This is a genomic window from Variovorax sp. J22G73 (genome assembly GCF_030317035.1).
Lineage (GTDB): Bacteria > Pseudomonadota > Gammaproteobacteria > Burkholderiales > Burkholderiaceae_C > Variovorax.
On sequence record NZ_JASZYK010000017.1, the window covers coordinates 68,675 to 92,571 of the forward strand.

20 protein-coding genes are annotated in these 23,897 nt (G+C 67.2%); 9 read left to right on the plus strand and 11 right to left on the minus strand.

Annotation, left to right across the window (positions count from 1 at the left end):
• Positions 1-112 precede the first annotated feature (112 nt).
• The gene (locus QTI51_RS35055; RefSeq protein ID WP_286517614.1) at positions 113-2,233 is read left to right on the plus strand and encodes a hybrid sensor histidine kinase/response regulator; all 2,121 of its coding nucleotides are present in this window, start codon (positions 113-115) and stop codon (positions 2,231-2,233) included.
• Complete coding sequence (locus QTI51_RS35060; RefSeq protein ID WP_286517615.1) at positions 2,224-3,582, plus strand: FAD-binding oxidoreductase; 1,359 nt, start codon at positions 2,224-2,226, stop codon at positions 3,580-3,582. The genes QTI51_RS35055 and QTI51_RS35060 overlap by 10 nt, the downstream gene beginning before the upstream one ends.
• Here the strand turns inward: QTI51_RS35060 and QTI51_RS35065 are convergent.
• From QTI51_RS35065 to QTI51_RS35090, 6 genes are all read right to left on the minus strand, one after another.
• Positions 3,575-4,231, minus strand: a complete 657-nt coding sequence (locus tag QTI51_RS35065) for a response regulator (protein WP_286517616.1) — start codon at positions 4,229-4,231, stop codon at positions 3,575-3,577. The genes QTI51_RS35060 and QTI51_RS35065 overlap by 8 nt on opposite strands.
• Positions 4,232-4,377: 146 nt before the next feature.
• On the minus strand, positions 4,378-5,652 hold the full coding sequence (locus QTI51_RS35070) for an MFS transporter (RefSeq protein ID WP_286517618.1): 1,275 nt from the start codon (positions 5,650-5,652) through the stop codon (positions 4,378-4,380).
• Between the two features lie 7 nt (positions 5,653-5,659).
• A complete protein-coding gene (locus tag QTI51_RS35075) occupies positions 5,660-6,718 on the minus strand; it encodes a beta-keto acid cleavage family enzyme (protein WP_286517620.1) in 1,059 nt (352 codons plus the stop codon).
• A gap of 34 nt (positions 6,719-6,752) precedes the next feature.
• Positions 6,753-7,601, minus strand: coding sequence for a TauD/TfdA dioxygenase family protein (locus tag QTI51_RS35080; RefSeq protein ID WP_286517706.1), 849 nt, complete (start codon positions 7,599-7,601; stop codon positions 6,753-6,755).
• A gap of 109 nt (positions 7,602-7,710) precedes the next feature.
• Positions 7,711-10,251, minus strand: coding sequence for a winged helix-turn-helix domain-containing protein (locus tag QTI51_RS35085; protein WP_286517621.1), 2,541 nt, complete (start codon positions 10,249-10,251; stop codon positions 7,711-7,713).
• A 97-nt stretch (positions 10,252-10,348) separates the two neighbouring features.
• Positions 10,349-11,389, minus strand: a complete 1,041-nt coding sequence (locus tag QTI51_RS35090) for an AraC family transcriptional regulator (protein WP_286517622.1) — start codon at positions 11,387-11,389, stop codon at positions 10,349-10,351.
• Positions 11,390-11,483: 94 nt separating this feature from the next.
• On the opposite strand from QTI51_RS35090, the gene QTI51_RS35095 reads away from it, so the two are divergent.
• Both QTI51_RS35095 and QTI51_RS35100 read left to right on the plus strand, forming a co-directional pair.
• Complete coding sequence (locus QTI51_RS35095; RefSeq protein ID WP_286517624.1) at positions 11,484-12,044, plus strand: RBBP9/YdeN family alpha/beta hydrolase; 561 nt, start codon at positions 11,484-11,486, stop codon at positions 12,042-12,044.
• Positions 12,045-12,087: 43 nt separating this feature from the next.
• Positions 12,088-13,317, plus strand: a complete 1,230-nt coding sequence (locus QTI51_RS35100; RefSeq protein ID WP_286517626.1) for a porin — start codon at positions 12,088-12,090, stop codon at positions 13,315-13,317.
• A 2-nt stretch (positions 13,318-13,319) separates the two neighbouring features.
• Here QTI51_RS35100 and QTI51_RS35105 read toward each other — a convergent pair whose 3' ends face one another.
• The 4 genes from QTI51_RS35105 to QTI51_RS35120 all read right to left on the minus strand — a co-directional run bounded on the left by QTI51_RS35105 (position 13,320) and on the right by QTI51_RS35120 (position 17,505).
• On the minus strand, positions 13,320-14,507 hold the full coding sequence (locus tag QTI51_RS35105; protein WP_286517627.1) for an acetyl-CoA C-acyltransferase family protein: 1,188 nt from the start codon (positions 14,505-14,507) through the stop codon (positions 13,320-13,322).
• Positions 14,504-15,475, minus strand: a complete 972-nt coding sequence (locus QTI51_RS35110; protein WP_116914266.1) for a quinone oxidoreductase family protein — start codon at positions 15,473-15,475, stop codon at positions 14,504-14,506. The genes QTI51_RS35105 and QTI51_RS35110 overlap by 4 nt, the downstream gene beginning before the upstream one ends.
• 130 nt (positions 15,476-15,605) lie before the next feature.
• Positions 15,606-16,601 carry an AraC family transcriptional regulator gene (locus tag QTI51_RS35115; RefSeq protein ID WP_116914279.1) on the minus strand — a complete coding sequence of 332 codons (996 nt, stop codon included), beginning with the start codon at positions 16,599-16,601 and terminating at the stop codon, positions 15,606-15,608.
• 25 nt (positions 16,602-16,626) lie between these two features.
• Complete coding sequence (locus QTI51_RS35120; protein WP_286547692.1) at positions 16,627-17,505, minus strand: tripartite tricarboxylate transporter substrate binding protein; 879 nt, start codon at positions 17,503-17,505, stop codon at positions 16,627-16,629.
• Between the two features lie 417 nt (positions 17,506-17,922).
• Here QTI51_RS35120 and QTI51_RS35125 point away from each other — a divergent pair, with 417 nt between their 5' ends.
• Positions 17,923-18,981, plus strand: coding sequence for a beta-keto acid cleavage family enzyme (locus tag QTI51_RS35125; protein WP_286517631.1), 1,059 nt, complete (start codon positions 17,923-17,925; stop codon positions 18,979-18,981).
• A 6-nt stretch (positions 18,982-18,987) separates the two neighbouring features.
• Here the strand turns inward: QTI51_RS35125 and QTI51_RS35130 are convergent, their stop codons facing one another.
• Positions 18,988-20,028, minus strand: a complete 1,041-nt coding sequence (locus QTI51_RS35130) for an AraC family transcriptional regulator (protein WP_116914263.1) — start codon at positions 20,026-20,028, stop codon at positions 18,988-18,990.
• Positions 20,029-20,187: 159 nt separating this feature from the next.
• On the opposite strand from QTI51_RS35130, the gene QTI51_RS35135 reads away from it, so the two are divergent.
• The 4 genes from QTI51_RS35135 (at position 20,188) to QTI51_RS35150 (ending at position 23,826) form a co-directional block, all read left to right on the plus strand.
• The gene (locus QTI51_RS35135; RefSeq protein WP_116914262.1) at positions 20,188-21,156 is read left to right on the plus strand and encodes a Bug family tripartite tricarboxylate transporter substrate binding protein; all 969 of its coding nucleotides are present in this window, start codon (positions 20,188-20,190) and stop codon (positions 21,154-21,156) included.
• A 3-nt stretch (positions 21,157-21,159) separates the two neighbouring features.
• Positions 21,160-22,002 carry a TauD/TfdA dioxygenase family protein gene (locus tag QTI51_RS35140; RefSeq protein ID WP_286517633.1) on the plus strand — a complete coding sequence of 281 codons (843 nt, stop codon included), beginning with the start codon at positions 21,160-21,162 and terminating at the stop codon, positions 22,000-22,002.
• Between the two features lie 54 nt (positions 22,003-22,056).
• On the plus strand, positions 22,057-23,115 hold the full coding sequence (locus QTI51_RS35145; protein WP_286517634.1) for a beta-keto acid cleavage family enzyme: 1,059 nt from the start codon (positions 22,057-22,059) through the stop codon (positions 23,113-23,115).
• Between the two features lie 201 nt (positions 23,116-23,316).
• Entirely contained in the window at positions 23,317-23,826 is a 510-nt protein-coding gene (locus tag QTI51_RS35150; protein WP_286517635.1) for a DUF1993 domain-containing protein, read from the plus strand.
• The last annotated feature ends 71 nt before the right edge of the window (positions 23,827-23,897 follow it).

Consider the following 23,897-nt stretch of genomic DNA (forward strand, 5'->3'; position numbering starts at 1 on the left):
TAGGAGCCGGCCAGGCCACCGTCCATACGGACGTCGATCTAGCCAAGGGTTCTATGGGCCGCGGCGGTGGCCAGGTCTATCCTTTGCCCACCTGGATCGTCGGAGACAGCCCATGCCAGTTCCGAACCCCGCCGGCGCGCCGCATCCGCGTGCCGTGATCTTCCGCAAGGACGTCGACCTGGAGCTCGTGCGGTACCTGTACCGGCAGGCGCCGTCGTCGATCCTGGTGCTGCTCACGGTGGGCATGATCATGGCCTACGTGCTGTGGGACCTGGTGGCGCACGACGCGATGCTCGCGTGGCTGGGCCTGCTGGCGGTGGTGAGCGCCGTGCGCTTCGCGCAGATCGCGGCCTTCAAGTGGCGCGCGCCCACCAAGGAGAACAGCCACCGGTGGGCGGTGCTGTCGGCGGCGGGCTCGTCGCTGGTCGGGGGCACATGGGCGCTGGCGTGCTTTCTCTTCCTGGACCCGGCGCACCCCATGAGCCTGATCACGCTCACGGTGATCCTGATGGGCATGAGCGCCGGCTCGGTGGTCAACCTCGCGTCGTACCTCCCCTCGTTCGCGGGCGTGGTCGGGCCTTCGATGGGGGCGCTGGTCGGCCTGCTGTTCTGGTACGGCGACACGGCCAGCACCACGGTGGCGGTGCTCGCGGCCATCGCCTCGCTGGCGTACATCGTCGGGGCGCGCAACGTGCACAAGCTGCTGAAGGCCTCGCTGGAGCTCGGCTTCGAGAACCTCGCGCTGCGCCGCGACGCGGAAGAGAAGACGACGCTGCTCGAAGCGACCCTGCACAACATGGGCCAGGGCATCAGCCTGTCCGACCCCGAGGGCCGGCTGCGCATGTGGAACCCGCAGTTTCTCGACCTGCTGGGCCTGTCGCAGCTTCAGCTCGCCGAAGGCGACCGGCTCGAGGCCGTGCTGAAGACCGCGCGCCCGCCCATCGACGCGGGCGACGCGTCGCGCTCCGAGTACCGGCGCGAAGACGGCGCGGTGGTCGAGATGGCGCAGAACGCCATGCCCGATGGCGGCCGCGTGGTGACCTATGCGGACATCACTGACCTGAAGACCCGCGAGACCGCGCTGGAAACGGCCAAGCGCACCGCCGAGCAGGCCAACGCGGCCAAGACCCGCTTCCTTGCCTCCGCCAGCCATGACTTGCGGCAACCGATCCATGCGCTCGGGCTGCTGTTCGGCTCGCTGGCCGAGCGCGTGCGCGACGAGGAGGCGCGGCGTTTGCTGGTGCCGATCGACAACGCGATCGAGGCGGTCGACTCGATGCTCAACAGCCTGCTCGACATTTCCAAGCTCGACGCGGGCGTGATGCAGCCGCACCTGCTGGCCGTGGACCTTGCCGCGCTGCTGGCGCGGCTGGACGGCACCTTCCAGCCGCTGGCGCAATCGTCGGGCAACCGCCTGCGCGTTCGCGCCAGCGAGGTCGCTGTAAAGACCGACCCTGCGATGCTGCAGCGCATCCTGGACAACCTGATTGCCAATGCGCTGCGCTACACGCGCAACGGCCGCGTGCTGGTGGGCGTGCGCCGGCTCGGCGGCGCGGTGCGCATCGACGTGTGCGACAGCGGCATTGGCATTCCGGCCGCCTCGCTGGAAGAAGTGTTCGTGGAGTTCCACCAGCTCGGCAACCCCGAGCGCGACCAGAAGCAGGGCCTGGGGCTGGGGCTGGCCATCGTCAAGCGGCTGTGCACGCTGCTGGGTCACGCGCTGGCGGTGAAGTCGGTGCCCGGCCGGGGCTCGCGGTTTTCAGTGACGCTGCCGCTCGCCGGTGAAAGCCCGGCAAGCACCGAAGCGCCGACGACGCCTTTCGAACTGGGGCTGGAGCTGCAGGGCCGCCGCGTGCTGGTGCTCGACGACGACGCTGCGGTGCGGGTCGCCATGCGCAGCATGCTGGAGCGCTGGGGCTGCGAGGTGAGCACCGCGGCATCGCACGAAGAAGCGGAGGCGCTCGTCACCCGGCCGGGGCGGCTGCCGGAGCTGCTCATCGTCGACTACCGGCTGCGGCAGCACGCCTCGGGCATCGAATCGGTCGCGCGGCTGCACGCGCTGTGCGGGCATGCGGTGCCTGCATTGGTGATCACCGGCGACACCGCGCCCGAACGCCTGCGCGAGGCGCAACGCAGTGGCTACCCCCTGTTGCACAAGCCGGTCAAGCCTGCGAAGTTGCGCACTGCGATGAGACAGCTGCTTCAACCACCTGGAGAGCCATCATGGAAGTGATCACCGACCCGGACGATGCGCGGTTCATGACCTGGCACCGGAACATCCGCTGCCATGACCAGCGGGTGCTCGTGCCGCGCACGACGCAGGAGCTGGCCAGCATCCTGCGCAACCCGGTGCGCCATCCGTCGCCGGTGCGGCCGATGGGCTCGCGCCACTCGGTCACCGCGTGCATGACGGCCGCGACGGTTGCTGCCGGCGCGGTGCCGTCAGCGGCGTACGGCACCGCCATCGACACGACACAGCTCGGCCGCGGGCAGGCGATACAGGTCAGCGCCAACAGGCAGACGGTGACCGTGCCCGCGAGCCGCAAGCTCTTCGAGGTGTCGCACGAGCTGCGAGACCGGCACGGCCTACAGTTCCCGATGATTTCCGAGTTCGGCAGCCTGACCATGGGCGCGGCCGCGTGCGCCGCCACCAAGCAGTCGTCGTTCGGCGCCGAGTTCGGACAGATGAGCTCGCATGCCGTGGCGATGGAGCTGGTGCTGCCGAACGGCACGGTCTGCAACGTGAGCGCGAGCCACCCCGACTTTCATGCGTTGCGGTGCAGCTTCGGCCTGTTCGGCGTGGTCACCAACGTGACCTTCGAGGTCGTTCCCGCGGAGCAGGTGTCCGTCGAACACTTCGATGTCAACATCAGCGAGCTGGCCAGAAGGAGCCCGGCATGGCTCGCGAGCGGGGCCGCGGTGTTTCTGTACCTGTTTCCCTCGCGCGGGCGCATCGTGGCGGCGGTCAAGCGCAAGGGTTGGGGCACCTCCGGGTGCGCCGCCGGCCTCAGGCTCAGGAACCTGGTGTGGCGCCGCGGCCTGGGCCTGGCTTCGTTCACGGGGGGGCTGGAAGACTGGCTGACCTTCCACTTCCTGAAGCGCCTTCGCTACCAGCATGTCAGCGCCGTCGACCAGATCGTGGATTTCGAGCAGGCCGCGCGCCGGTTCACCTTCAGCATGTGGGCGTTTCCCAGCGAGCACTTCTTCGACGTGCTGCCCGACTACTTCGACCTTTGCGAAAAATGGGCGAGAAAGGGCGTGGCGAACCGATTGCCCGACGTCAGCTATCACATCGCGCAGGACACCAGCTCGTTGCTCTCCTATTCGTACGACTCGAACGTGTGGACGCTGGACCCGGCATCGCCCGGCGACGACGCACGCTGGCCCGACTTTCTGAGTGCGTTCAACACCTTGTGCAGCCAGCACAACGGCTCGCCGCTGCTCAACCAGACGCCGCATCTCACAAGCCAGCATCTACGGCGGGCTTACGGACAGCGCCTGGATGCATTCAAGGCGCTGCGCCGCCAGTACGACCCGCAAGACCGGATGCTGAACGCGTACTTCGCCGACTTGCTCAAGTAGCCGGTTGGTTGCGCGGCAGCAGTCCACGCCGATTGGCCTCGATGACCGCCCCCGTCCGGTTGCGCGCATTGAGCCCGCGCAGCACCGCGTTCACATGCAGCTTGACCGTGCCTTCGCTGAGCGACAGCCGACGCGCAATGCTCTTGTTCGACAGCCCTTCGCCGAGCAGCAGCAGCACTTCGAGCTGGCGCGGGGTCAGCGGCATGTCGATGCCCTGCGCGTCCGGCGCCTGCGTTTCCCTGCCGGCGGCGATGACGGCCAGCAGGGCCGGCGGCACGTAGATGTCGCCGCTCAGCACCAGCCGCAGCGCCTCCGACATCTCGCGCCCGCTCGAGGTCTTGGGAATGAACCCCGCAGCACCGGCCTGGATCACGTCGCACACGTCGTTGGGGTTGGCGGAGCCCGACACCACGACGATGGGCACGGTCGGCGCGCTGGCAAGCAGCTTGGGGAGCCCTGGCAGCCCACCCATGCCCGGCATGTTCAGGTCGAGCAGGATCAGGTCGAGGTCGTGGTAGTGCGTGGCCATGTCGATGGCCTCTTCGGCGGTGCCGGCCTCCAGCAGCACGGCCTTGTCGTCGAAGGCCGTGAGCACATGAGCGATGGCCTCGCGAAACAATCGGTGATCGTCGATGAGGAGGATGCGCATGCTCTGACCGCTTCAGGTTTACGGGCGAATTCTCCACACTCTGAAGTGACGGGGCAGCAACTTTGGCTTCAATGTGTGAGCGGGTGTTTTGTTGCTACCGAAAATTGATCCCCAGGGTCGGAGATCGGCAGAATCCAACACACCGGTCAATACGCCCCAGGCGGCACGGCCGCGCGAGACACGTCGCGCTCGTAGCCGCGCGCAGCCACCATGAAAAGACCAGCGGCCAGCACGCCGAAGACCGGCATCACGGCCAACGCGGCTTCCAACGACCAGGCGTCCGAGATCCACCCCGCAATGAACGGCCCCGCGGCCAGGCCCAGCAGGTTCTGCGCCAGCGACAACACCGACGCACCCGTCGAGCGCACGCCGGGATGCACCACGTCCATCACCACCGCCGCCACCACGCCCGCCTGGCAGGTCATGAAGAAGCCGCCCAGCGCGATGACGCTGAACTGCACCTGTGGGGTGAGCACGACGCCAAGGCGCGCCGCACCGAACGCAAAGCCCAGCACCGCCGCGGAAACAAGGCACAGCAGCGCCGTGACCTGGAGCTTGGCGCTCGCGCGCAACACACCGGCGCGATCGGCCGCGGCGCCCCACACCACGGCGCCTGCCGCACCGCACAACACCACCAGTGCCGCGCGCAGCGCCGCCTGTTCGGGCGCGAGGCCGCTGACGCGGTTCAGGTAGCTCGGCAGCCAGGCCCAAACGGCGGAGATAAGCACGACCTGCGCCGGCGCTGCGACGCAGATCCAGAGCAGCGTCGGCACATTGGCCAGCAGCTTCACCGCGCCACGCAAGCTGCCGTGGCCTGCAGCGGCACCGCCGGCGTCGACTGGAACCGTGTCGTAGTCGCGCACCTTGAGGTAGAGCAGTGCCAGCACCAGCCCCGGCACGCCCACCACGCCGAACGCGGCACGCCACCCCCAGTGGGCCGCAATGACGCCGCCAAGCACCACGCCCAGCACCGACCCCACCGATGCGCACGAGAAGAACACCGCAAGCACGGTCCCGCGCATGCGCATCGGAAAGTGGCCGGCGATCAACGCCGTGCCCACCGACCCGTAGCCGGCCTCGCCCAGTCCGACCACTGCGCGCGCACTCAGAAGCTGCATGTAGTTGCGGCTGAACATGCAAGAGATGGATGCCATGCTCCAGACGAGCGCCATCCACGCGATGCTCTTCACGCGGCTGAACCGGTCGGCCGCCAGCGCCACCGGAATGCCCGCCAGCGCCACCGTCACCGACACCACCGAGGCCAGCGCGCCGAGTTGCTTGTCGGACAGCCCCCACTCCTGTTTCAGGTGCGGGAACAGCGACACGATGACCTGCCGGTCGATGTAGTCGAACAGCATCAGCCCGCAGGTCATGGCAAAGGCGAACCAGGCCTCGCGCGGGCCGATGAGGTAGGTCTTCATGACCGTGTCAGGCCGCCTTGCGCAGGTAGCCTTGCTGGGCCCCGTTGCGGTTCGCTGCGAAGCCGTTGGCCAGCAGCGATTCTTCCGTCGTTTCGTAGAACACGCCGATCTTCGAGATCTCGCGTGCCTGCCGCGCCGTGGCAATGGGGCGGCCGAACTCGCGCGCGATGCGCACGAGCTGTTCGACCTGCGCGACCGTTCCCAGCTTCGCGGTGCGCGACTGGTTCCAAAGGTTGTCCTCGATGCCGCAGCGCACGTGCAGGCCCATCGCGATGCCCATCATGTTCACGGGCAGCACGTTGCGCATGGAGCTTTCGACGGTGAGCACCGCGCCGTCAGGCACCGCGCGCACGAAGTTCGCGAAGCTGTAGATGTTCGGTGCATCCATGCCGCCGCCAATGGCCACCCAGTTCATTACCAGCGGGCCCTTGTAGATGCCCCGGCGCATCAGCCGTTCGACAGACTCGAAGCTGTTGATGTTGTAGCACTGGAACGCACTTTGAATGCCCGCCTTGTTAAGGCGGCGGATGTGCTCTTCGGCCCAGCCTGGCTGCGCCGGCACGGTCATTTCCTTGTAGGCCTTGTAGACCTCCGGGTCTTCCATCGACGTGCCGCGGATGTCCGCGTCTTCCCAGTGCTCGACCACGTTCATCTGCGATGTGTTGATGGTCACGGTGACCTGGTCGGGCGTGGGCTCCAGCTCGGCCAGCATGTGACGCGTGTCGTCGCTGAGCCACTTGGCGGCGGCGCCTTCGCTCTCGGGCGCGAAGCTGATCGAGCCGCCCACCTGGATGATCATCTCGGGCACCGCCTTGCGCACGCCGGCAATGAGCTCGTTGAACTTGGACAATCGCTTGCTGCCCTTGCCGTCGAGTTCGCGCACGTGCAGATGCAGCACCGTGGCGCCGGCGTTGTAGCAGTCGACCGCCTTCTGGATCTGCTCTTCCATGGTGAGCGGAATATCTTCGGGAAAGTCGGCCGGCACCCACGACGGCGCATAGGGCGCGGCGGTGATGATCAGCGTCTGCTGGTTTTCGGGGTACAGGTGTCCGTCGAGAAAGTGCATGGCGTGGGCCTTGTTGAAAAAGAAAAAGAGCCGCTCAGTACGTCGCCTCGCCGACGATGCCGGCGCGCTCCATCTTGCGGTGGCAGGGCGGGTAGTCCATCACCGCGTAGTGCTGTGTGCTGCGGTTGTCCCACATCACCACATCGTCGGGCTGCCAGCGCCAGCGGACCTGGTATTCGGGGATCTGCGACTGGCCGACAAGGTAGGCGAGCAGCATCGCCGCACCGGGGTTGTTGTCCTGCCCGCAACGCACGTTCGACGGTGTGTGGAAGTTGGTGAAGTGCGTGGTGAAGCCGTTCACGAACAAGATCTTCTCGCCCGTGTCGGGGTGCGTGCGCACCACGGGGTGTTCGGCATCGGGGTACTGCGCCCTCAACGCCAGGCGCTTCTCGGTCGGCATGGCCGCGCCGAAGCTGGCCTCGATGCTGTGCCGAGCACGCAGCGTTGCAATGCGGTCCTTGATGTGCCGCGGCAGCCGCTCGTAGGCCAGCGCCATGTTGGCCCACATGGTGTCACCGCCTACGGACGGGCACTCCACGCAGCGCAGCACGCAGCCCATGGCCGGCGCGTCGCGCCAGGTGCCGTCGGTGTGCCAGGCGTTCTCGTAGCGCTCGGGCGGATTGTCAGGGGTCTTGTAGATCTGCACCAGGCCCGGGTGCTCGGGGTCGCTGCCGGCCACGGGGTGATCTTCGAGCTCGCCGAAATGGCGCGCGAAGGCGACGTGCTCGGCGCGCGTGATGTTCTGGTGGCGAAAGAACAGCACCCGGTGCTTGACCAGCAGCGCGCGAATCTCCGCCACCAGGCCGGCGTTGCGCGAGGCCTCTGCGAGGCTGACGTTGCGCAGTTCCGCGCCGATGGCGCAGGTGATCGGGCGCACCTCGATGCCATGCGCCGCCGAAGGGGTCGTCATCGAAATCATGTCTTTGTCTCCTGGACAAAGAATAGGTCGCGGGCCTTTCCCGCGCCCCCTCCTTGCGGGAGGGGGGGCGTGCTCAGTATTGACCGCCCAGCAGGCCCAGGACGCGCGCGCGCTGCACGACCTGCGCCCGCGTGCCCGCGTCCAGCTTGGCGAACAGGTTCTTGACGTGCCACTTGATGGTGGTCTCTCCGGCCTGCATGGCGCGCCCGATCTCCTTGTTCGACAGGTTGCGGGCCAGCAGCGCGAGCACCTCGCGCTCCTTGGGCGTGAGCACGGCGCTGGCGGTGAGGAACGCCGCGGGCGCCTCGGGAGGCGCTGCGACGGCCGGCTTTTCGTTGCTCGCCGCAAGGCTTTCGACCCACGCGCCCAGCTCGGGATGCGCATCGGCGAAAACACGTTGCAGCCCGAGCGCGCGCGCCAGGTCGACCGCCTCGCGGATGAGCGCGACGGCCGGCTGACCGCAGCGCTCCAGCGCCAGAGCGCGCAGCCCCAGCAGTTCGATGTGGAGGCCGCCCTGTCTCAGCGCGCGCGCCCGTGTGTCGGCACGCTCCAGCGGCGCGAGCGCGCCCTGCCATTCGCGCGCGGCGATGGATTCGTAGGCTTGTGCCACGTCGCGCAGCATGTCGGCGCCGCGGCGCCACAGCGGTCCTTGCGGCACCGCCGGGTCGGCCAGATGCTGGTCGATGCGGTTGCAGAGCTCGCTGCAGGTCTGCGCGCGATGGCGGCGCGCATGCACCCGCACCTGCTCCACGAGGCTCGCAATACGCAGGCGCGCCAGCCGGCGTGCCGCGCCCGCTGCATCCAGCGCGGCAAGCAACTCCAGCGCGCGATGCTCCGCGCCTTCCGCGACGGCCATGCGTGACGCGGTGAGATAGGCCAGCATCAGCGACTCCGGCAACCCGCTCTGTTCCAGCACGTCGAGCCGATCCGCAAGCAAGGCCGAGGCATCGCCCGGGAGGTTGCGCTCCCATGCCGTCGCCGCCAGCAACGCGGCCAGATTGCAGCTGAAGCGGTGGCGTCGGCCCAGTTGCGCTTCGGCGCTGGCCACGGCGCTGCGCAGGTACGGCTCGGCCAGCAAGGCCTGGCCTTCCCACACATAGCTCAAGCCGACGACCAGATCGCTCCAGCGCCGGATGTAGTCGGTGCCGAGACCGGCATGGCCGCGCGCGGCTTGCTGCTCGCGCAACCGCGCTAGCGCGGGCTCACCTTCGAGCAACGCGCAGTACGCCATGCGATTGGCATGCGAGCGCAACAGCAGCGGATCGGTCAGCGGCACTGCGTCGGCCCACGGCGCATGCAATGCGACAAAGCGGTCGGGGTCGTCCGCGAACACGGCTGCGCCACCGAGGATCAGCGCGCACTCGCAGCGCAGCGCATCGCCCGCCTCGGGTTGCGCGAGGATGCGCGCGACGAAACGCGCGGCCTCTTCGTGCCGCTCGCTGGAGGCCAGCGTCCACGCGACCGCCAGCAGCAAGCGCGGCCGTTGGTCCAGCTCTTCGGCCGGCAATTGCGCCAGCCATTCGAGCACCGCCCCCAGGCGGCCGTGGCGCATGAGCGATTCGTAGAGGCTGCGCTCTGCCAGCGCATAGGCCTGCTGGTGCTGGCCAGCGCTCCAGGCGTGGCGCGCGGCTTCGTCGGGCAAGCCGTGTGCGGCCAGCCATTGCGCGGCATGGGCGTGCGCACGGACCTGCTCGGCCTTGTCCAATTCGTTGAATCGCCCGCGCAACGCGTCGCGCAGGAGCGCATGCATGCGCAGCCATTCACCCCCTTCCGTCGCGGCGAAAACCGGTGTGTCGTTGGCCAGCCGCGTGAGTCGCGCAGCCGCGTCAGGGACGCCGGCGACGGCGCGGCACAGCGCGGGGTGCAGCAATTCGAGCACCGACACGCGCACGAGAAAGTCGAGGTCTGCCGAATCCATGCCGGCCAGCAACAGTCCGACCAGTTCGCCCTGCAATGTGCCGCCCGCCGCGCCGAGGCCCGCGATGGTGTTGCCCGCATCAGCGCCGCGCGACAGGATGCTCATCGCCAGTTGCAGGCCCAGCGGCCAGCCTTCGGTGAGCGCATGCAGCTGTGCGGCCATGTCGCGGCCGACGCGCGTACCGAAGCGCGCCTGCACCAGCTGCAAAGTCTCTTGGAGAGTGAACCCGAGCTGGGCCGCGCCGATCTCCACGCACTCGCCGTAGGCAATCAGATCGTCGATGTCGAGCTGGCCGTCGGGCCGTGCAGCCATGAAGATGCGCACGTTGGGCGGCGCGTTGCGCAACAGATAGGCGAGCGCGGCGCGCGAATCGGCGCACAGCCGGTCGACCTCGTCGACGATGAGCACCACGCTCGCGCCCGACTGCGCCAGTTCCGCAAGCAGCGCGGTCATGCCCGCGAGGGTGCCGGGCCCATCGTCCTCCAGGACGGTGCGGCCGAAGGCGGGACGCGCCATTGCATTGCGCAGCGACAGGGCCAGGCTCTGCGCGAGCCTGTGCGCGTCGTCGATGGCTTGCGCGCCGACCCATGCGACTGGCACGCCCAGGCCGAGCTGTTCCAGCCGCCACTGCGCCAGCAGCGACGTCTTTCCCGTGCCGGCGGGCGCGCGCACCACCAGCGCCGCGGCGTCGCGCAACGCATCGGCGGCCGAAAGCAGCCGGCCGCGCGAGACCACGTGGCGCTGCACGCGCGGCGGTGCGATCTTGAGAACCAGGTCCTGGGGAATCAATGCGTCATTTCCGCTTGGGTGCAGCGTGCGCCCCGCGGCGCTCGGCGCTGCGCATGGCGCGGCTGTGCTTGGCGCTGCAGCCGAACTCATGGTGAAACCAGCGCGACAGGCCGCTGGGCGCCGAGAAGCCCAGCAGGCCCGCAACTTCGGCCAGCGGGCGGTCGCCCTCCAGCACATGGCGCGTCGCCAGCTCCTTGCGAATGTCGTTCACCACAGACGAATAGGTCTGTCCGTGCTCGGCCAGACGGCGCTGCACAGTGCGGCACACCACGCCGAGGTATTGCGCCACCTGCTGGATGGTGCAACGCCCGCTCGGCAGCAACAGCAGCACCGCGCGCCGCACGTCGCCGAGCACCGGTGCGCCCGTTGTGTGGGCCGATGCGTCCAGCATCTGCTGCGCATAGCGTGCCATGGCGGGGTCGGCCCATGGGTTTCGCGCGTCGAGGTCGCGGCGGGCGCAGACGATGCAATTGAAGTCGTGATCGAACTCGATGGTGCGGCCCATGAGCCGGCGGTGCGCGCCCAGGTCGCGCGGCGCAGCGTGCGAGAGGCACACGCGCTTCGGTTGCCATTCCTCGCCGAGAAACTGCCGCACCAGCCGCAGCATCACGCCCAGCGCCAGTTCGATGCGTTGCCGCGTCGGCTGCCGCCCGTGGCCCGGCCTGACCTCTTCGCGGATCACGACCACGTCGCCAAACTCCTCGATCATCAGAGACAGCGAACCATTGAGCTGCGTCTGGTAACGCATCAGCACGTTGAGCGAATCGCGCAAGGTCGGCTGGTCGCGGATCAGCATGCCGACCGCGCCAAGGTTGGACAACAGCCGCTGCTCCGCCATGCACAGGCCGAAGCTCTCGTTGCCCGACTGCGCGGCCGATGCCCGCAGCAACAGCGCGACGTTCTCGACCGGAATCATGAGGTCGGGCTCGCGCAGGACGTTCGGGCTCAGCCCCGCATCGAGCAGCATGCGCGCCGGGTCGAGCCCGCTCGCGCGAGCAACCTCGTTGAAGTTGGTGAGACTGGCGGCGCGTACCAAGGATGACATCGAAAGCCCGGGCTGCAGAGTGGCATCGAAGGGTAAGTGCGTGGCACGCAAAGTCAATCGGGAGAACACGGCCCCGCACAGAATCCGCCGCATCATGAACAGCACGACCCCCACCGTTCTCATCGTTCCCGGCCTGCGGGACCACGTGGCCGATCACTGGCAGACGCTGCTCGCGGCGAAGCTGGCCAAGGTGCGCAGCGTGCCGCCGCTCGAGCACGACAAGCTCAGTTGCGCGGCGCGCGTGAGCGCCATCGACCGCGCGCTGCAGGACATCGAAGGGCCTGTCGTCATCGTCGCGCACAGCGCGGGCGCGGTGATGGTGGCGCACTGGGCCGGGGCGCACAGCACGCACCGCGTTCGCGGCGCGCTGCTCGCCGCGCCAGCGGACCTGGAGACCCCCATGCCTGCGGGCTACCCCACCACCGAAGTGCTCGCCAGCCACGGCTGGCTGCCGCTTCCGCGCGCCGAGCTGCCGTTCCCCAGCATCGTCGCGGCCAGCAGCAACGACCCGCTCGCACGCCTGGATCGCGCACGCGAACTGGCGCGGTGCTGGGGCAGCCGCCTGGTCGAACTGGGCACCGTCGGCCACCTGAACCCGAGTTCGGGCTTCGGCGAATGGCCGCGCGCCGAAGCGTTGATTCGCGAGCTCAGCTGAGCTGAGCCCAATTTTTCATGACCAGCCATCGGAGACACCAGGCGTGCTAAAAAAATTCGTTCTTCTTGCCGGATCTGTTTGCGTGACCAGCGCAGGCGCCCAATCGTCCATCACGGTCTTCGGCGTCATGGACGCGGAAGTCAGCCACTACGCAACATGGAGTGCGACCTACGGGGCCGCGAAGCTGCTCAACCCCGGCTCCGCGCAACAGAGCCAGACGGTGCTTTCGCCTTCGGGGTTGAGTTCGAGCCGACTGGGTTTTCGCGGCACCGAAGACCTGGGCGGCGGCCTGGCCGCGAGCTTCTGGCTCGAAGCGCCGTTGAGCAACGACACGGGCGGCGGCGTCTCGAACTTCGGACGCCGCTCCACGCTGAGCTTCAGCGGCCCGTTCGGCGAAGTTCGCCTGGGGCGCGACTACACCGCATCGTTCTGGAGCGACGCGGTGTTCGACCCGATGACCGTCAACGGCGTGGGCACCAATCTCATCGCCGTGATCAACAGCAACATCGCGGCTTCGCGCGCACTCGCCACGGGCGGCCTGTTGAACGGCGGACTTTCCGCAGGGACCGACAGCTACCTGCGCACCAGCAATTCGATCGGCTACTTTCTGCCGCCGAACCTCGGCGGCTTCTACGGGCAGGTGCAATATGCGTTCCCGGAGAACATCAAGGGCCTGTCCGCTGCCGAGAGCGCGGGGCAACGCGGGCGTTATGTCGGCACGCGCGGCGGATGGACGAACGGCCCGGTCGACGTGGCGCTGGCGTACGGTGAGAGCACCGTGGCCGACACGGCGGCCTACAAGGAGGTGATCAAGACGATCAATCTCGGCGCCTCCTACGACTTCGGGCCGGCGAAGCTCTTCGGCGAGCTCTCTCGCGTGAAGGACGACATGAACCGCTTCGCAGGCGCTCGCCTGGTAGACAGGTACAACGGCGTCATGTTCGGTGTCACCGTGCCGGTCGGCCCCGGCCTGATCCGCGTGTCCTATGCCAACGTGAAATTCGACAGCGGCTCCAACGCAACCGACGCCGACGCGAGCACCAGCAAGCTCGCGCTGAGCTATGTGCACAACCTGTCGAAGCGCACGGCGCTCTACGCGTCGGTGGCGCGCATGCGACTGCGCGACGCGCACAACAATCCGGCCGTGATGGGCGTGACGCCGCTGGTGCTGAGCCTGCCCGCCATCTTTCCGCAGCCGAGCTACATCACCACCGGCGGGTTCGAGCCGAAGAGTGCCGTGGGCTACGACTTCGGCATCCGTCACGCGTTCTGAGGTCAGAACCAGCGCTCGAACACGGCGGCAATGCCCTGCCCGCCGCCGATGCACATCGTCACCAGCGCGTATCGCCCGCCGGTGCGGTGCAGCTCGGCAATGGCCTTGGTGGTGATGATCGCGCCCGTCGCGCCCACCGGGTGGCCCAGCGAAATGCCCGAGCCGTTCGGGTTCACCTTGGCCGGGTCGAACCCCAGCTCCTTGATGACCGCGCAGGCCTGCGCCGCGAAGGCTTCGTTCGACTCGATCACGTCGAAGTCGCTCACCTTCAGCCCGGTGCGCTCCAGCACCTTGCGCGTGGCCGGCACCGGGCCGATGCCCATGTACGCCGGCTCCACGCCCGCGTGCGCATAGCCCACCAGGCGCGCCAGCGGCTTCAGGCCCAGCGCCTTCACGCGGCCGCCTTCGGCCAGCACCACGGCGGCGGCGCCGTCGTTGATGCCCGAGGCATTGCCGGCGGTGACCAGGCCGTCCTTCTTGAAGGCGGGCTTCATCTTCGCCAGTGTGTCGACGGTGGTGTCGGCGCGCACGTGCTCGTCGGTGTCGAACAGCACCACGCCCTTGCGCGTCTTGACCTCGACCGGAACGATCTGCTCCTTGAAGCGGCCCGCGGCAATGGCGGCCGCCGCGCGCTGCTGGCTGGCCACGGCCAGTTCGTCCATCTGCTCGCGCGTGATGCCGTAGCGCGCGGCCACGTTCTCGGCGGTGATGCCCATGTGGATCTTCTCCCACGGGTCGTGCAGGATGCCCAGCATGTAGTCGACCAGCACCGCGTCGCCCATGCGCGCGCCGTAGCGTGCCGAGGTGTCGAAGTAGGGGCCGCGGCTCATCGACTCCGAGCCGCCGCCGATGGCGATGTCGCAGTCGCCCAGCGCAATAGCCTGCGCCGCCGACACGATGGCCTGCAGGCCCGAGCCGCACAGGCGGTTCACATTGAAGGCCGGCGTCTCGATGGGGCAGCCCGCGTCGATGGCCGCCACGCGGCTCAGGTAGGCGTCCTTCACGTCGGTGGGAATCACGTTGCCCATCACCACGTGGCCGATGGCGTCGGCGGCCACGCCGCTGCGCTCGATGGCGGCCTTGACGGCGGTGGTGGCCAGCTGGGTGTTGGGCACGTCCTTCAGCGCGCCGCCGAAGGTGCCGATGGCGGTGCGGGCGGTGCCGACCACGAAGATGTCGTCCTGCCTCATGGCACGAGCACCGTTGCACCGGTGGTCTTGCGGCCTTCGAGCGCGCGATGCGCTTCGGCCGCATCGGCCAGTGCGAAGACCTGCTGCGGCTCGCTGACGATGCGCCCTGCCAGCACGTGGTCGAACAGCTCGCGAGCCATGTCGAGCATGTGCGCCCGCGGGTGGATGTAGTGAACCATTGCCGGCCGCGTGAGCCAGATCGAGCCCTTGCCCGCGAGCACCTTGGTGTCGATGACCACGGCGCCCGAAGAGGTGCCGTTGCTCACCAGCGAGCCGCGCGGCTGCAGGCAATCGAGCGAGGCTTCGAGCGTGTCCTTGCCCACCGAGTCGAAGACCACGGGCACGCCCTTGCCTTCGGTGATCTCCCTCACGCGCTGGGCGATGTTCTCGCGCGACGTGACGATGGTGTGCGCGCAGCCGTTGGCCTTGGCGACGGCGGCCTTCTCGTCGGTGCTGACGGTGCCGATCATGGTCACGCCCATGGCCCGCGCCCACTGGCAGGCAACAAGGCCCACGCCGCCCGCAGCCGCGTGATAAAGAATGGTCTCGCCGCCCTGGAGCGGGTAGACCTGGCGGAACAGGTACTGCGCCGTCATGCCCTTCATCATGAGCGTGGCGGCCGTGCGGTCGCTGATGCCGTCGGGCAGCGGGATCAGCACGTCGGCCGGCATCACGCGCACCTGCGAGTAGGCCCCCTGCGGCCCGATGAGATAGCCCACGCGGTCGCCCACGCGGATGTCGGTCACACCGGGCCCCACGGCCTCCACGACGCCGACCGCGTCGGAGCCCAGGCCGTTGGGCAGCGCCAGCGGATAGCGGCCGGTGCGGAAGTAGATGTCGATGAAGTTGACGGCGATGTAGCTGTGGCGCACGCGGGCCTCGCCCGCGCCCGGCTCACCAACTTCGACATCCTCCAGCTTCAGGACATCGGCGCCCCCGGTTTCGTGAAAGCGGATGGCCTGGGTCATGGTCTGTCTCCTGATGAATGCATAGGGAGCCAGGATTCTTGCGAGGAGCCGCCGGGACGGGAAGCACGGGCTTCGCGATGTCCCGGATCAACAAATCAATGTCCCCGATAAGCAATGAAGACGTCGTCGCTCAACGCCACGCGGAAGCGCTGCATCCGAACTTCCTGCGGAACCAGTGGCTGAAACTGCTGGGGCCGGAAAACCCCAGCAGCTCGGCCACCTCGCCGAGCGGCAGATCGCTGTCGCGCAGATGGCGCTTGACGAGGTCGCCGCGCACCTGGTCGAGCATGTGGCTGAAGGTGAGCCCTTCGGCATCGAGCCGGCGGTGCAGCGTGCGGCGGTCCACGCGCAGGTGTCGCGCGACCTCCTGCACCGTGCACGTGCCGCCGGGCAGCAGCGCGAGGATGAGTTCTCGGCAGGTTTCCTGCATGGTCTCGTCACGGTCGCGCAGGCCGGCCTCGAGGTACTTGCGCGCCAACCGCGCGGAGCCTTCGTCGGCAATTTCGCGCGGCTTGGCCAGGTCGGCGGCCACGCAGACGAGGCCGTTGAATTCCTCATTGAACTTCACGTTGCGGCCGAAGAAGGCACGGTGCGGCGACACGTCCGCCGGCGGGCGGTGCGTGAAGCACACCTGCAGCGGCCGCCATTGCGGATCGATGAGCTCGCGCAGCATGCGAAAGATGATGCCCACGGCCAGTTCCACCGCCTGGCGCATCGGCAGGCCCGGGCTGGGCAGCAGGTCCTCGCGGATGACGACCACGCTGCCTGTGTCTTCCACCCGCGTGATGAGCGAGGCATTCACGAGCTTGAGGTAGCGGCACAGGGTGTCGAGCGCGTCGCGTGGCGTGGGCTCTTCGCGAAGCACCAGGCTGATGGGGCCGAGGTGCGAGAGCTTGCGCTGTGCCGCCAGACGCAGCGCCAGGTCTTCGGTGCGGGTGGCGCGCGCGGTGATTTCGAGTAGCTCCCGCACCGCGTCTTCCGGGATCATGGTCTCGGGCTCTTCGAGCAGCTTGGCGCGCAGCCCCACGGTTCGCATGAACGCGTGGGGGTCGCGGCCAAGCGACTTCACCAGCTCGACGTAACCGCTGAGGCTGGCACTGCGTATCAATCGGCCGACGGGTTTCATGGGGGCGTTGGTGCGCCCCATGTGTTCATTCGGGGCGGATCTTCAGTTCCAGTTTCTCGATGATGGCCTTATTGTGGGCTGTGGTGGCCTCCAGTGTCTGGCGCAGCTGCTCCATCGACGCGGCGCGCGGCGAATCAAGATTCTGCGCAATCAGCGCCTCGCGGAACCTGGGCGCGTCGACGGCCCTGGCCACCTCGGCGTGCAGCCTGTCCTGCAGCGCCCTGGGCATGCTGCTCAGCACGAAGACGCCGATGCTCGCATCGGGCATCACGAAATCCGGCAGGCCCAGTTCGCCGAAGCTCGGCACGTCGGGCAGGAAGCGCGAGCGGTTGGCCGACGCCACCGCCAGTGCCTTTACCTTGCCGCTGCGCACCAGCGAACTCACGTTGCTCGTCACTTCGAAGGTCAACTGCACCTGGTTGCCCATGAGGTCGACCAATGCGGGCGTCGAGCCCTTGTAAGGCACCACCAGGATGTCGTTGCCGCTGCGCTCGCGCAGCATTTCGCCAAGCAGGTTCGAGCGTGTGCCGGTGCTCAGGTTGGCCACGCTGACGGACTTCGGGTGCTGCCTGGCGTAGGCCAGCAGATCTTTCACGCTGTTCGCGGGAAAGGCCGTGTTGGCCACCAGCACATGGTCCATGCCGGAGACTTCTGCGATGAAGGTGAAGGTCTTCAGCGGATCGTAGGGCGTCTTCACCGCGAGCGGAATGTCGGACATGACGCTCGACGGCGCCACCATCAGGGTGTAGCCGTCGGGCGCTGCGGCCATCACCGCCCGCTCGGCGATCACGGCGGAGCCGCCCGGCTTGTTTTCCACGAGCACGGGCTGGCCGAGCTGGGAGCGCAACTGCTCGGCGAGCAGGCGCGCCGACGCATCGGTGACGCCGCCAGGCGGTGCGGGCACCACCAACCTTATGGGCTTGGTGGGCCACTGCTGTGCCAACGCAGGCGCCGCAGCCAGGGCGCACAGGGTTGCCAGAGCGATCAGGGAAAGTTTCCGTCGATGAATGAGCATGGCTTGCGTGAGTCTCCGTCGTCTTGGACCACCTGCGTGATGCAGGACACATGCATCTTCTGGATTTGGGCCATGGGCCGCTTGCCGGCGGGCGTCGCCCACTTGGCTTTGCGCGACATGGCTGGCGCATTCGGCGCCGGTCCGTCACCGAGGCGCGGCGGCCCGCCCCAAATTGACAAATGCATGTCCCGGATTGGCAAGCCTCGATCAAACGTGCGCCGGACACTGAACCTGGTCCTGTTGCGCGCTCGGAATCGCGCAACCCCGCTCGACAGACAACAACTTTCCATTCGGAGACCCATCGCCATGAATTTTCTCGACGGACACCTTTACCCCGAGAACCAGCAACCGCTGATCATCACCGCCGCGCCCTATGCGCCGGGCTGGATCCCGTCGGATTTCCCCGAGGACATTCCGGTCACGATGGAAGACCAGATTCAGAAGGCCGTGGACTGCTACGAGGCCGGTGCCACCGTGCTGCACCTGCATGTGCGCGAGGCCAATGGCAAGGGCAGCAAGCGCCTGTCGATGTTCAACGAGCTGATTGCCGGGGTGCGTGCGCGCGTGCCGGAAATGGTCATCCAGGTGGGCGGCTCCATCAGCTTCGCACCCGAGGACGACGGCTCTGCGGCCAAGTGGCTGAGCGACGACACGCGGCACATGCTGGCCGAACTCATGCCGAAGCCGGACCAGGTCACGGTCACCGTCAACACCACGCAGATGAACGTGACGGAGCACGCCGGCCTCGACGACTTCAAGGGCGTGTCGCGCGGGGACCCGTGCCTGTATTCGACCTACAAGGACATGATCGTTCCCTCCAACCCCAGTTGGGTGGAAGAGCACATCCGGCGCCTGACGGCCGCCGGCATCCAGAGCGAGTTCCAGTGCTACAACATCAACAGCTTCGAAACCATCGAGCGGATGATCCGCCGCGGCGTGTACAAGGGCCCGCTGGTCATGAACTGGGTGGCCATCAGCGGCGGCATGGACCAGGCGAACATCTACAACCTGGCCAACTTCCTGCGCGCTGCGCCCGACGGCTCGGTGGTCACTGTGGAGAGCTCGGTGCTGAACGTGCTGCCCGTGAACATGATCGGCATCGCGCTGGGCCTTCACGTGCGTTGCGGCATCGAAGACGTGCTCTGGAACCAGACACGCACGGGCAAGATGAGCTCCGTCGAGCAGATCAAGCAGCTGGTGCGCATCTCGAACGAATTCGGCCGCCCCATCGCAACGGCGCAACAGGCGCGCGAGATCATGAAGATCGGCGTCTTTTACGAAACGACCGAAGAAACGCTGCAAGCCAACGGCTTCGCACCCAATCGCAACGGCGGCAACCAGGGCTTCCTGCGCAAGCCGGTCTGATGTTCCCTACCGACCGGCGGAATCCGGCGCCTCGGCTTGCTTGCGCCATTGCGAGGCGCTGCAGCCGAAGAGGTTGCGAAACCAGTGGCTGAAGCTGCTGAGCCTGGCAAAGCCCAGGCGCTCGGCCACTTCGCTCAGCGGCAGGTCGCTCTCGCGCAGATGGCGCCTGGCCAGGTCTGAGCGCACGTCGTCGAGCAGTCGGCTGAAGCTGAGCCCCTCCGCATCAAGCTGGCGGTGCAGCGTGCGGCGGTCGACATGCAGAAGACGTGCGACGTCGTGTGCGCTGCAGGCGCCGCCGGGCAGCAACGCCAGGATGATCTGGCGGCAGCTTTCCTGCGTGCTTTCGGTGCTGCCCTTCATGGCCGCCTCGAGGTACTTGCGCGCAAACCCCGCCGACACCTGGTCCGCGGCCTCACGCGGGCTGGACAGGTCGCTCGCCCTGCAGACCAGTCCGTTGAACTCCTGATTGAACTTGACGCTGCGCCCGAAGAACGCGCGATGCGCGCCGACCTCCTTGGGCGGGCGGTGCGTGAAGCACACGTCGAGCGGCTGCCAGTGCGGCCCGATCAGGTCGCACAGCATGCGGAACATGGTGCCCACCGCCAGTTCCATCGACTGCCGCATGGCGAGCCCGGGGCTCGGCAGCAAGTCTTCCCGGATGACGACCACGCTGGCCGTGTCTTCCACCCGGACGATGAGCGAGGTGTTCACCAGCTTCAGGTAGCGGCACAGCGTGTCCAGGGCGTCCCTGGGCGTGGGCTCTTCTCTCAGCACGAGGCTGATGGGCCCAAGCGCGGAAAGCTTGCGCCTTGCCGCAAGGCGCAGCGCCAAGTCTTCGGTTTGCGTGGCGCGGGCCGTGATTTCCAGCAACTCGCGCGCGGCGTCCCGGGGGATCAGTGTCTCGGGGTCTTCCAGGAACCTGGCGTGCAGCCCCACGGTTCGCATGAACACGTGAGGGTCCCGGCCGAGTGACTCCACCAACTCGATGTAGCCGCCCAAGGAGGCGCTGCGCATCAGTCGGGAGATCGGTCTCGAGGGCTCGTTCATTCGCGCAATTCTGGCATCGCGCAGCGAACGCGGCAGCGGCGCGCGGCTGTCCCGCAAAGGCAAATTGCTGTCCCCGACAAGCAAGTCACCAGCGGTCGTTGCGCCAGATACTGAAGGCGTTCGCACATGGGTGCGGCACCACAAAAACCGGAGACAGAAATGAAGATCAAGCAGCTTTTGCGCGCCACACTGGCGCTGGCCGGATGGTCGTTGGCGCTCAGCGTGTGGGCCTTCGGCGACAAGCCTGTGCGGCTCATCGTGCCCGCGCCGCCGGGCGGCACGATGGACATCGTCGCCCGGGTGCTCGGCCAGCAGATGTCCACCGACATCGGACGCCCCGTGATTGTCGAGAACCGCCCAGGGGCCGGGGGATCGATCGGCCTGCAGGCCATGCTGCAGGCCGCGCCCGACGGCAACACCATCGTGCTCGCAGCCAGCAACGTGCTGGCCGAAACGCCGCAGATCGTGAAGATGCCGTTCGACCCGCTGAAGGACGTGGTGCCCATCGCGTCGCTGGCGCGCTCAGGCATCGTGCTGGTGACGGCAGCCTCCTACCCGGCCAAGGACTTCGACGGCCTGGTCGCGCAGCTGAAGACACGCAAAGGCAAGTCGAGCTTTGCGAGCTACAGCCCTGGCACCACGTCGCAGTACGCGGGGCTGATCCTCAGCGACCGCGCCGGGCTCGACCTGCAGCACGTGGGCTACGCAGGATCGCCACCGGCGCTGCAAGACATCCTGGGCGGGCAGGTCGATCTCATGTTCGACGGCATGGTCACCTCGATGCCGCTGATCCGCGGTGGCAAGCTGCGCCCCTATGCGTTCACCGGCAACGTCCGCTCGCGCTACCTGCCCGACATTCCGACCACCACCGAACTCGGCTTTCCCGACCTGCAGTTCCGCGGCTGGGTGGGTGTGATCGGCTCCAGCAAGCTGCCGCCCGACGTGATGGCCAGGCTGCACGCCACGATCGACAAAGCGGCAAGGTCGCCGCTGGTGCAACAGAAGCTCGTCGACGTGGGGCTGGAGCCCGAAGTCAGCGTCGACACGCCCGCGCTGATTGCCGAGACGCGCACGCTGTCGGAGCGCAACGCCGCCATCGTCAAGAAGTACCACATCCAGGCGAACTGAACCATGAACATACGACCCGTCACGCCGGCCATCGGCGCGCAAGTCACAGACGTGCATCTCGGCGAGGCCGCACGCAATCCGGACACCTTCGCGCAGATCCGCACCGCGCTGCTGAAACACAAGGTGCTCTTTTTTCGCGGGCAGGACATCACGCGTGCCGATCACGTCGCCTTCGCCGGCTGCTTCGGCCCGCTGGAAGACCACCCCGTGGTCGGCAGCGACCCCGAGCATCCGGGCCTCGTGCGCATCTACCGCAGCGACAACAAGCACAGCTACGAGAACACCTACCACTGCGACGGCCTGTGGCGTCAAGCGCCCGCCATGGGCGCGGTGCTGCGCTGCATCGAGTGCCCCGAGATCGGCGGCGACACCATCTGGGTGAACATGGTGCAGGCGCACGAAGAGCTGCCCGAAGAGGTCAAGCAGAAGATCGCCAACCTGCGCGCCAAGGCCAGCATCGAGCATTCGTTCGGCGCCGTGATGGCGCCCGAGGCACGCAGGAAGCTGGGGCAAGACCACCCACCCGTGGAGCACCCGGTGGTGCGAACGCACCCCGAGACCGGGGAGAAGGTGTTGTACGTTGGCAGCTTCACTACGCACTTCGCCAACTACAGCACGCCCGACAACGTGCGCCACGGCATCGACAAGACGCCCGGTGCGGCGCTGCTGCTGAACTACCTGCTGAGCCGCGCCACCATTCCCGAGTACCAGGTGCGCTGGTCGTGGCAGCCCGGCGACGTGGTCGTCTGGGACAACCGCAGCACGCAGCACTACGCGTTGAACGACTACTGGCCGGCACCGCGAAAGATGGAGCGCGCCGGCATCGTCGGCGACGTGCCGTACTGAGCGTGCCTTTCAGCCATCCACATCGCACGTATCCCATTCCCGAGACGCAACGACATGAACTTTCTCGACGGCCACCTGTTCCCCGAGAACCAGCAGCCTCTGATCATCACCGCCGCCCCCTACGCGCCGGGTTGGCTTCCGTCTGACTTTCCGGGGGAAATCCCGGTCACCATGGAAGAGCAGATCCAGAAGGCGGTCGACTGCTACAACGCCGGCGCCACGGTGCTGCACCTGCATGTGCGCGAGTTCGACGGCAAGGGCAGCAAGCGGCTGTCGAAATTCAACGAACTGATCGCGGGCGTGCGCAAGGCGGTGCCCGAGATGATCATCCAGGTGGGCGGCTCGATCAGCTTCGCGCCCGAGAGCGAAGGCGCCGCCGCCAAGTGGCTCAGCGACGACACGCGTCACATGCTGGCCGAGCTGGAGCCCACGCCCGACCAGGTCACGGTGACCGTCAACACCTCGCAGATGAACGTGACAGAGCACGCCGAGCTGGCCGACTTCAAGGGCACCTCGCGCGAGAACCCCGCGATCTTCGAGGCCTACAAGGAAATGACGGTGCCGGCGCAGCCCGGCTGGGTCGAAGAGCACATCCGTCGCCTTACTGCGGCGGGCATCCAGAGCGCATTCCAGTGCTACAACATCAACAGCTTCGAATCGGTGGAGCGGCTGATGCGCCGGGGCGTCTACAAGGGCCCGCTGGTGATGAACTGGGTCGCCATCAGCGGCGGCATGGACGCGCCCAATATCTACAACCTTTCGAACTTCGTGCGCGCCGTGCCTGACGGCGCCGTGCTCACGCTCGAAAGCTCGGTGCGCAACGTGTTGCCCGTGAACATGTTCGGCGTGGCCATGGGATTGCACGTGCGTTGCGGCACCGAGGACGTGCTGTGGAACCAGACGCGCTCTGCCAAGATCGGTACAGTCGCGCAGATCGAGCAACTGGTGCGCATCTCGCGCGAATTCGGCCGGCCGATTGCGACGGCGCGGCAGGCGCGCGAAATATCGAAGATCGGTGTTTTCTATCAGACCACCGAAGAATCGCTGTTGGCAAACGGCTTCGCCCCGAATCGCAACGGCGGCAACCAGGGATTTCTGCGCAAGGCTGCATGACTCCTCGTCGACGCCATCTCCCACGCCCTCCGGTATGAGGGCCAATGAAATGGGCGGCTGCCCAGACTGCCAGCGGGAAGAAAAGCTGGCCACAAAAGCCGGGGAGATTCAGTTCGACCGGTGCTGTTAGCCTCACATGGTCGGCAGGAACTCTGCCGCGCCAACTCCGGCCATCGCGCCCAATTTAGAAGTGAAATCACCATGACCAGCCCGCTGTACAACGCCTCCGTTCCCGTCTTGCAGCAGATGCTGCGCGCCCTGTCCGACGTGCTCAAGAAGGCCGAAGACCACGCAACGCAAAAAAATATCGATCCCAATGCGCTGCTGCAGGCGCGGCTGTTCCCTGACATGTTTCCGCTGGTGCGTCAGGTGCAGATCGCCGCAGACTTCTCCAAGGGCATTGCCTCCCGTCTGGCTGGTGCCGAGGTGCCGTCCTGGTCCGACACCGAAGTCAGCTTCGCCGACCTGCAAGCGTTGATCGCCAAAGCTTTGGCCCATGTCGGCTCCTTCAATTCCGAGCAATTCGATTCAAGCGAGACCCGCGAGATCGTATTGCGCCCTGGCACCCCCAAGGAAAAGAAGCTGACCGCAGGCGCATATCTTCTGCACTATGGACTGCCGCAGTTTTTCTTCCACGTGACCACCACCTATGCCATCTTGCGGCACAACGGCATCGAGATCGGCAAGCGCGACTACATGGGCGCCTACTGACCCGAGACAGACAGGAGACGTTGGGCACTGCGAGAGCAACTGCCCATCCAAGAGACAGCCCGGCGCACAGG

Coding starts and splice junctions, on each gene's coding strand:
- QTI51_RS35055 (WP_286517614.1), top strand. CDS start 113: ATGCCAGTTCCGAACCCCGCCGGCGCGCCGCATCCGCGTGCCGTGATC.
- QTI51_RS35060 (WP_286517615.1), top strand. CDS start 2,224: ATGGAAGTGATCACCGACCCGGACGATGCGCGGTTCATGACCTGGCAC.
- QTI51_RS35065 (WP_286517616.1), bottom strand. CDS start 4,231: ATGCGCATCCTCCTCATCGACGATCACCGATTGTTTCGCGAGGCCATC.
- QTI51_RS35070 (WP_286517618.1), bottom strand. CDS start 5,652: ATGAAGACCTACCTCATCGGCCCGCGCGAGGCCTGGTTCGCCTTTGCC.
- QTI51_RS35075 (WP_286517620.1), bottom strand. CDS start 6,718: ATGCACTTTCTCGACGGACACCTGTACCCCGAAAACCAGCAGACGCTG.
- QTI51_RS35090 (WP_286517622.1), bottom strand. CDS start 11,389: ATGTCATCCTTGGTACGCGCCGCCAGTCTCACCAACTTCAACGAGGTT.
- QTI51_RS35095 (WP_286517624.1), top strand. CDS start 11,484: ATGAACAGCACGACCCCCACCGTTCTCATCGTTCCCGGCCTGCGGGAC.
- QTI51_RS35105 (WP_286517627.1), bottom strand. CDS start 14,507: ATGAGGCAGGACGACATCTTCGTGGTCGGCACCGCCCGCACCGCCATC.
- QTI51_RS35110 (WP_116914266.1), bottom strand. CDS start 15,475: ATGACCCAGGCCATCCGCTTTCACGAAACCGGGGGCGCCGATGTCCTG.
- QTI51_RS35115 (WP_116914279.1), bottom strand. CDS start 16,601: ATGAAACCCGTCGGCCGATTGATACGCAGTGCCAGCCTCAGCGGTTAC.
- QTI51_RS35125 (WP_286517631.1), top strand. CDS start 17,923: ATGAATTTTCTCGACGGACACCTTTACCCCGAGAACCAGCAACCGCTG.
- QTI51_RS35130 (WP_116914263.1), bottom strand. CDS start 20,028: ATGAACGAGCCCTCGAGACCGATCTCCCGACTGATGCGCAGCGCCTCC.
- QTI51_RS35135 (WP_116914262.1), top strand. CDS start 20,188: ATGAAGATCAAGCAGCTTTTGCGCGCCACACTGGCGCTGGCCGGATGG.
- QTI51_RS35140 (WP_286517633.1), top strand. CDS start 21,160: ATGAACATACGACCCGTCACGCCGGCCATCGGCGCGCAAGTCACAGAC.
- QTI51_RS35145 (WP_286517634.1), top strand. CDS start 22,057: ATGAACTTTCTCGACGGCCACCTGTTCCCCGAGAACCAGCAGCCTCTG.
- QTI51_RS35150 (WP_286517635.1), top strand. CDS start 23,317: ATGACCAGCCCGCTGTACAACGCCTCCGTTCCCGTCTTGCAGCAGATG.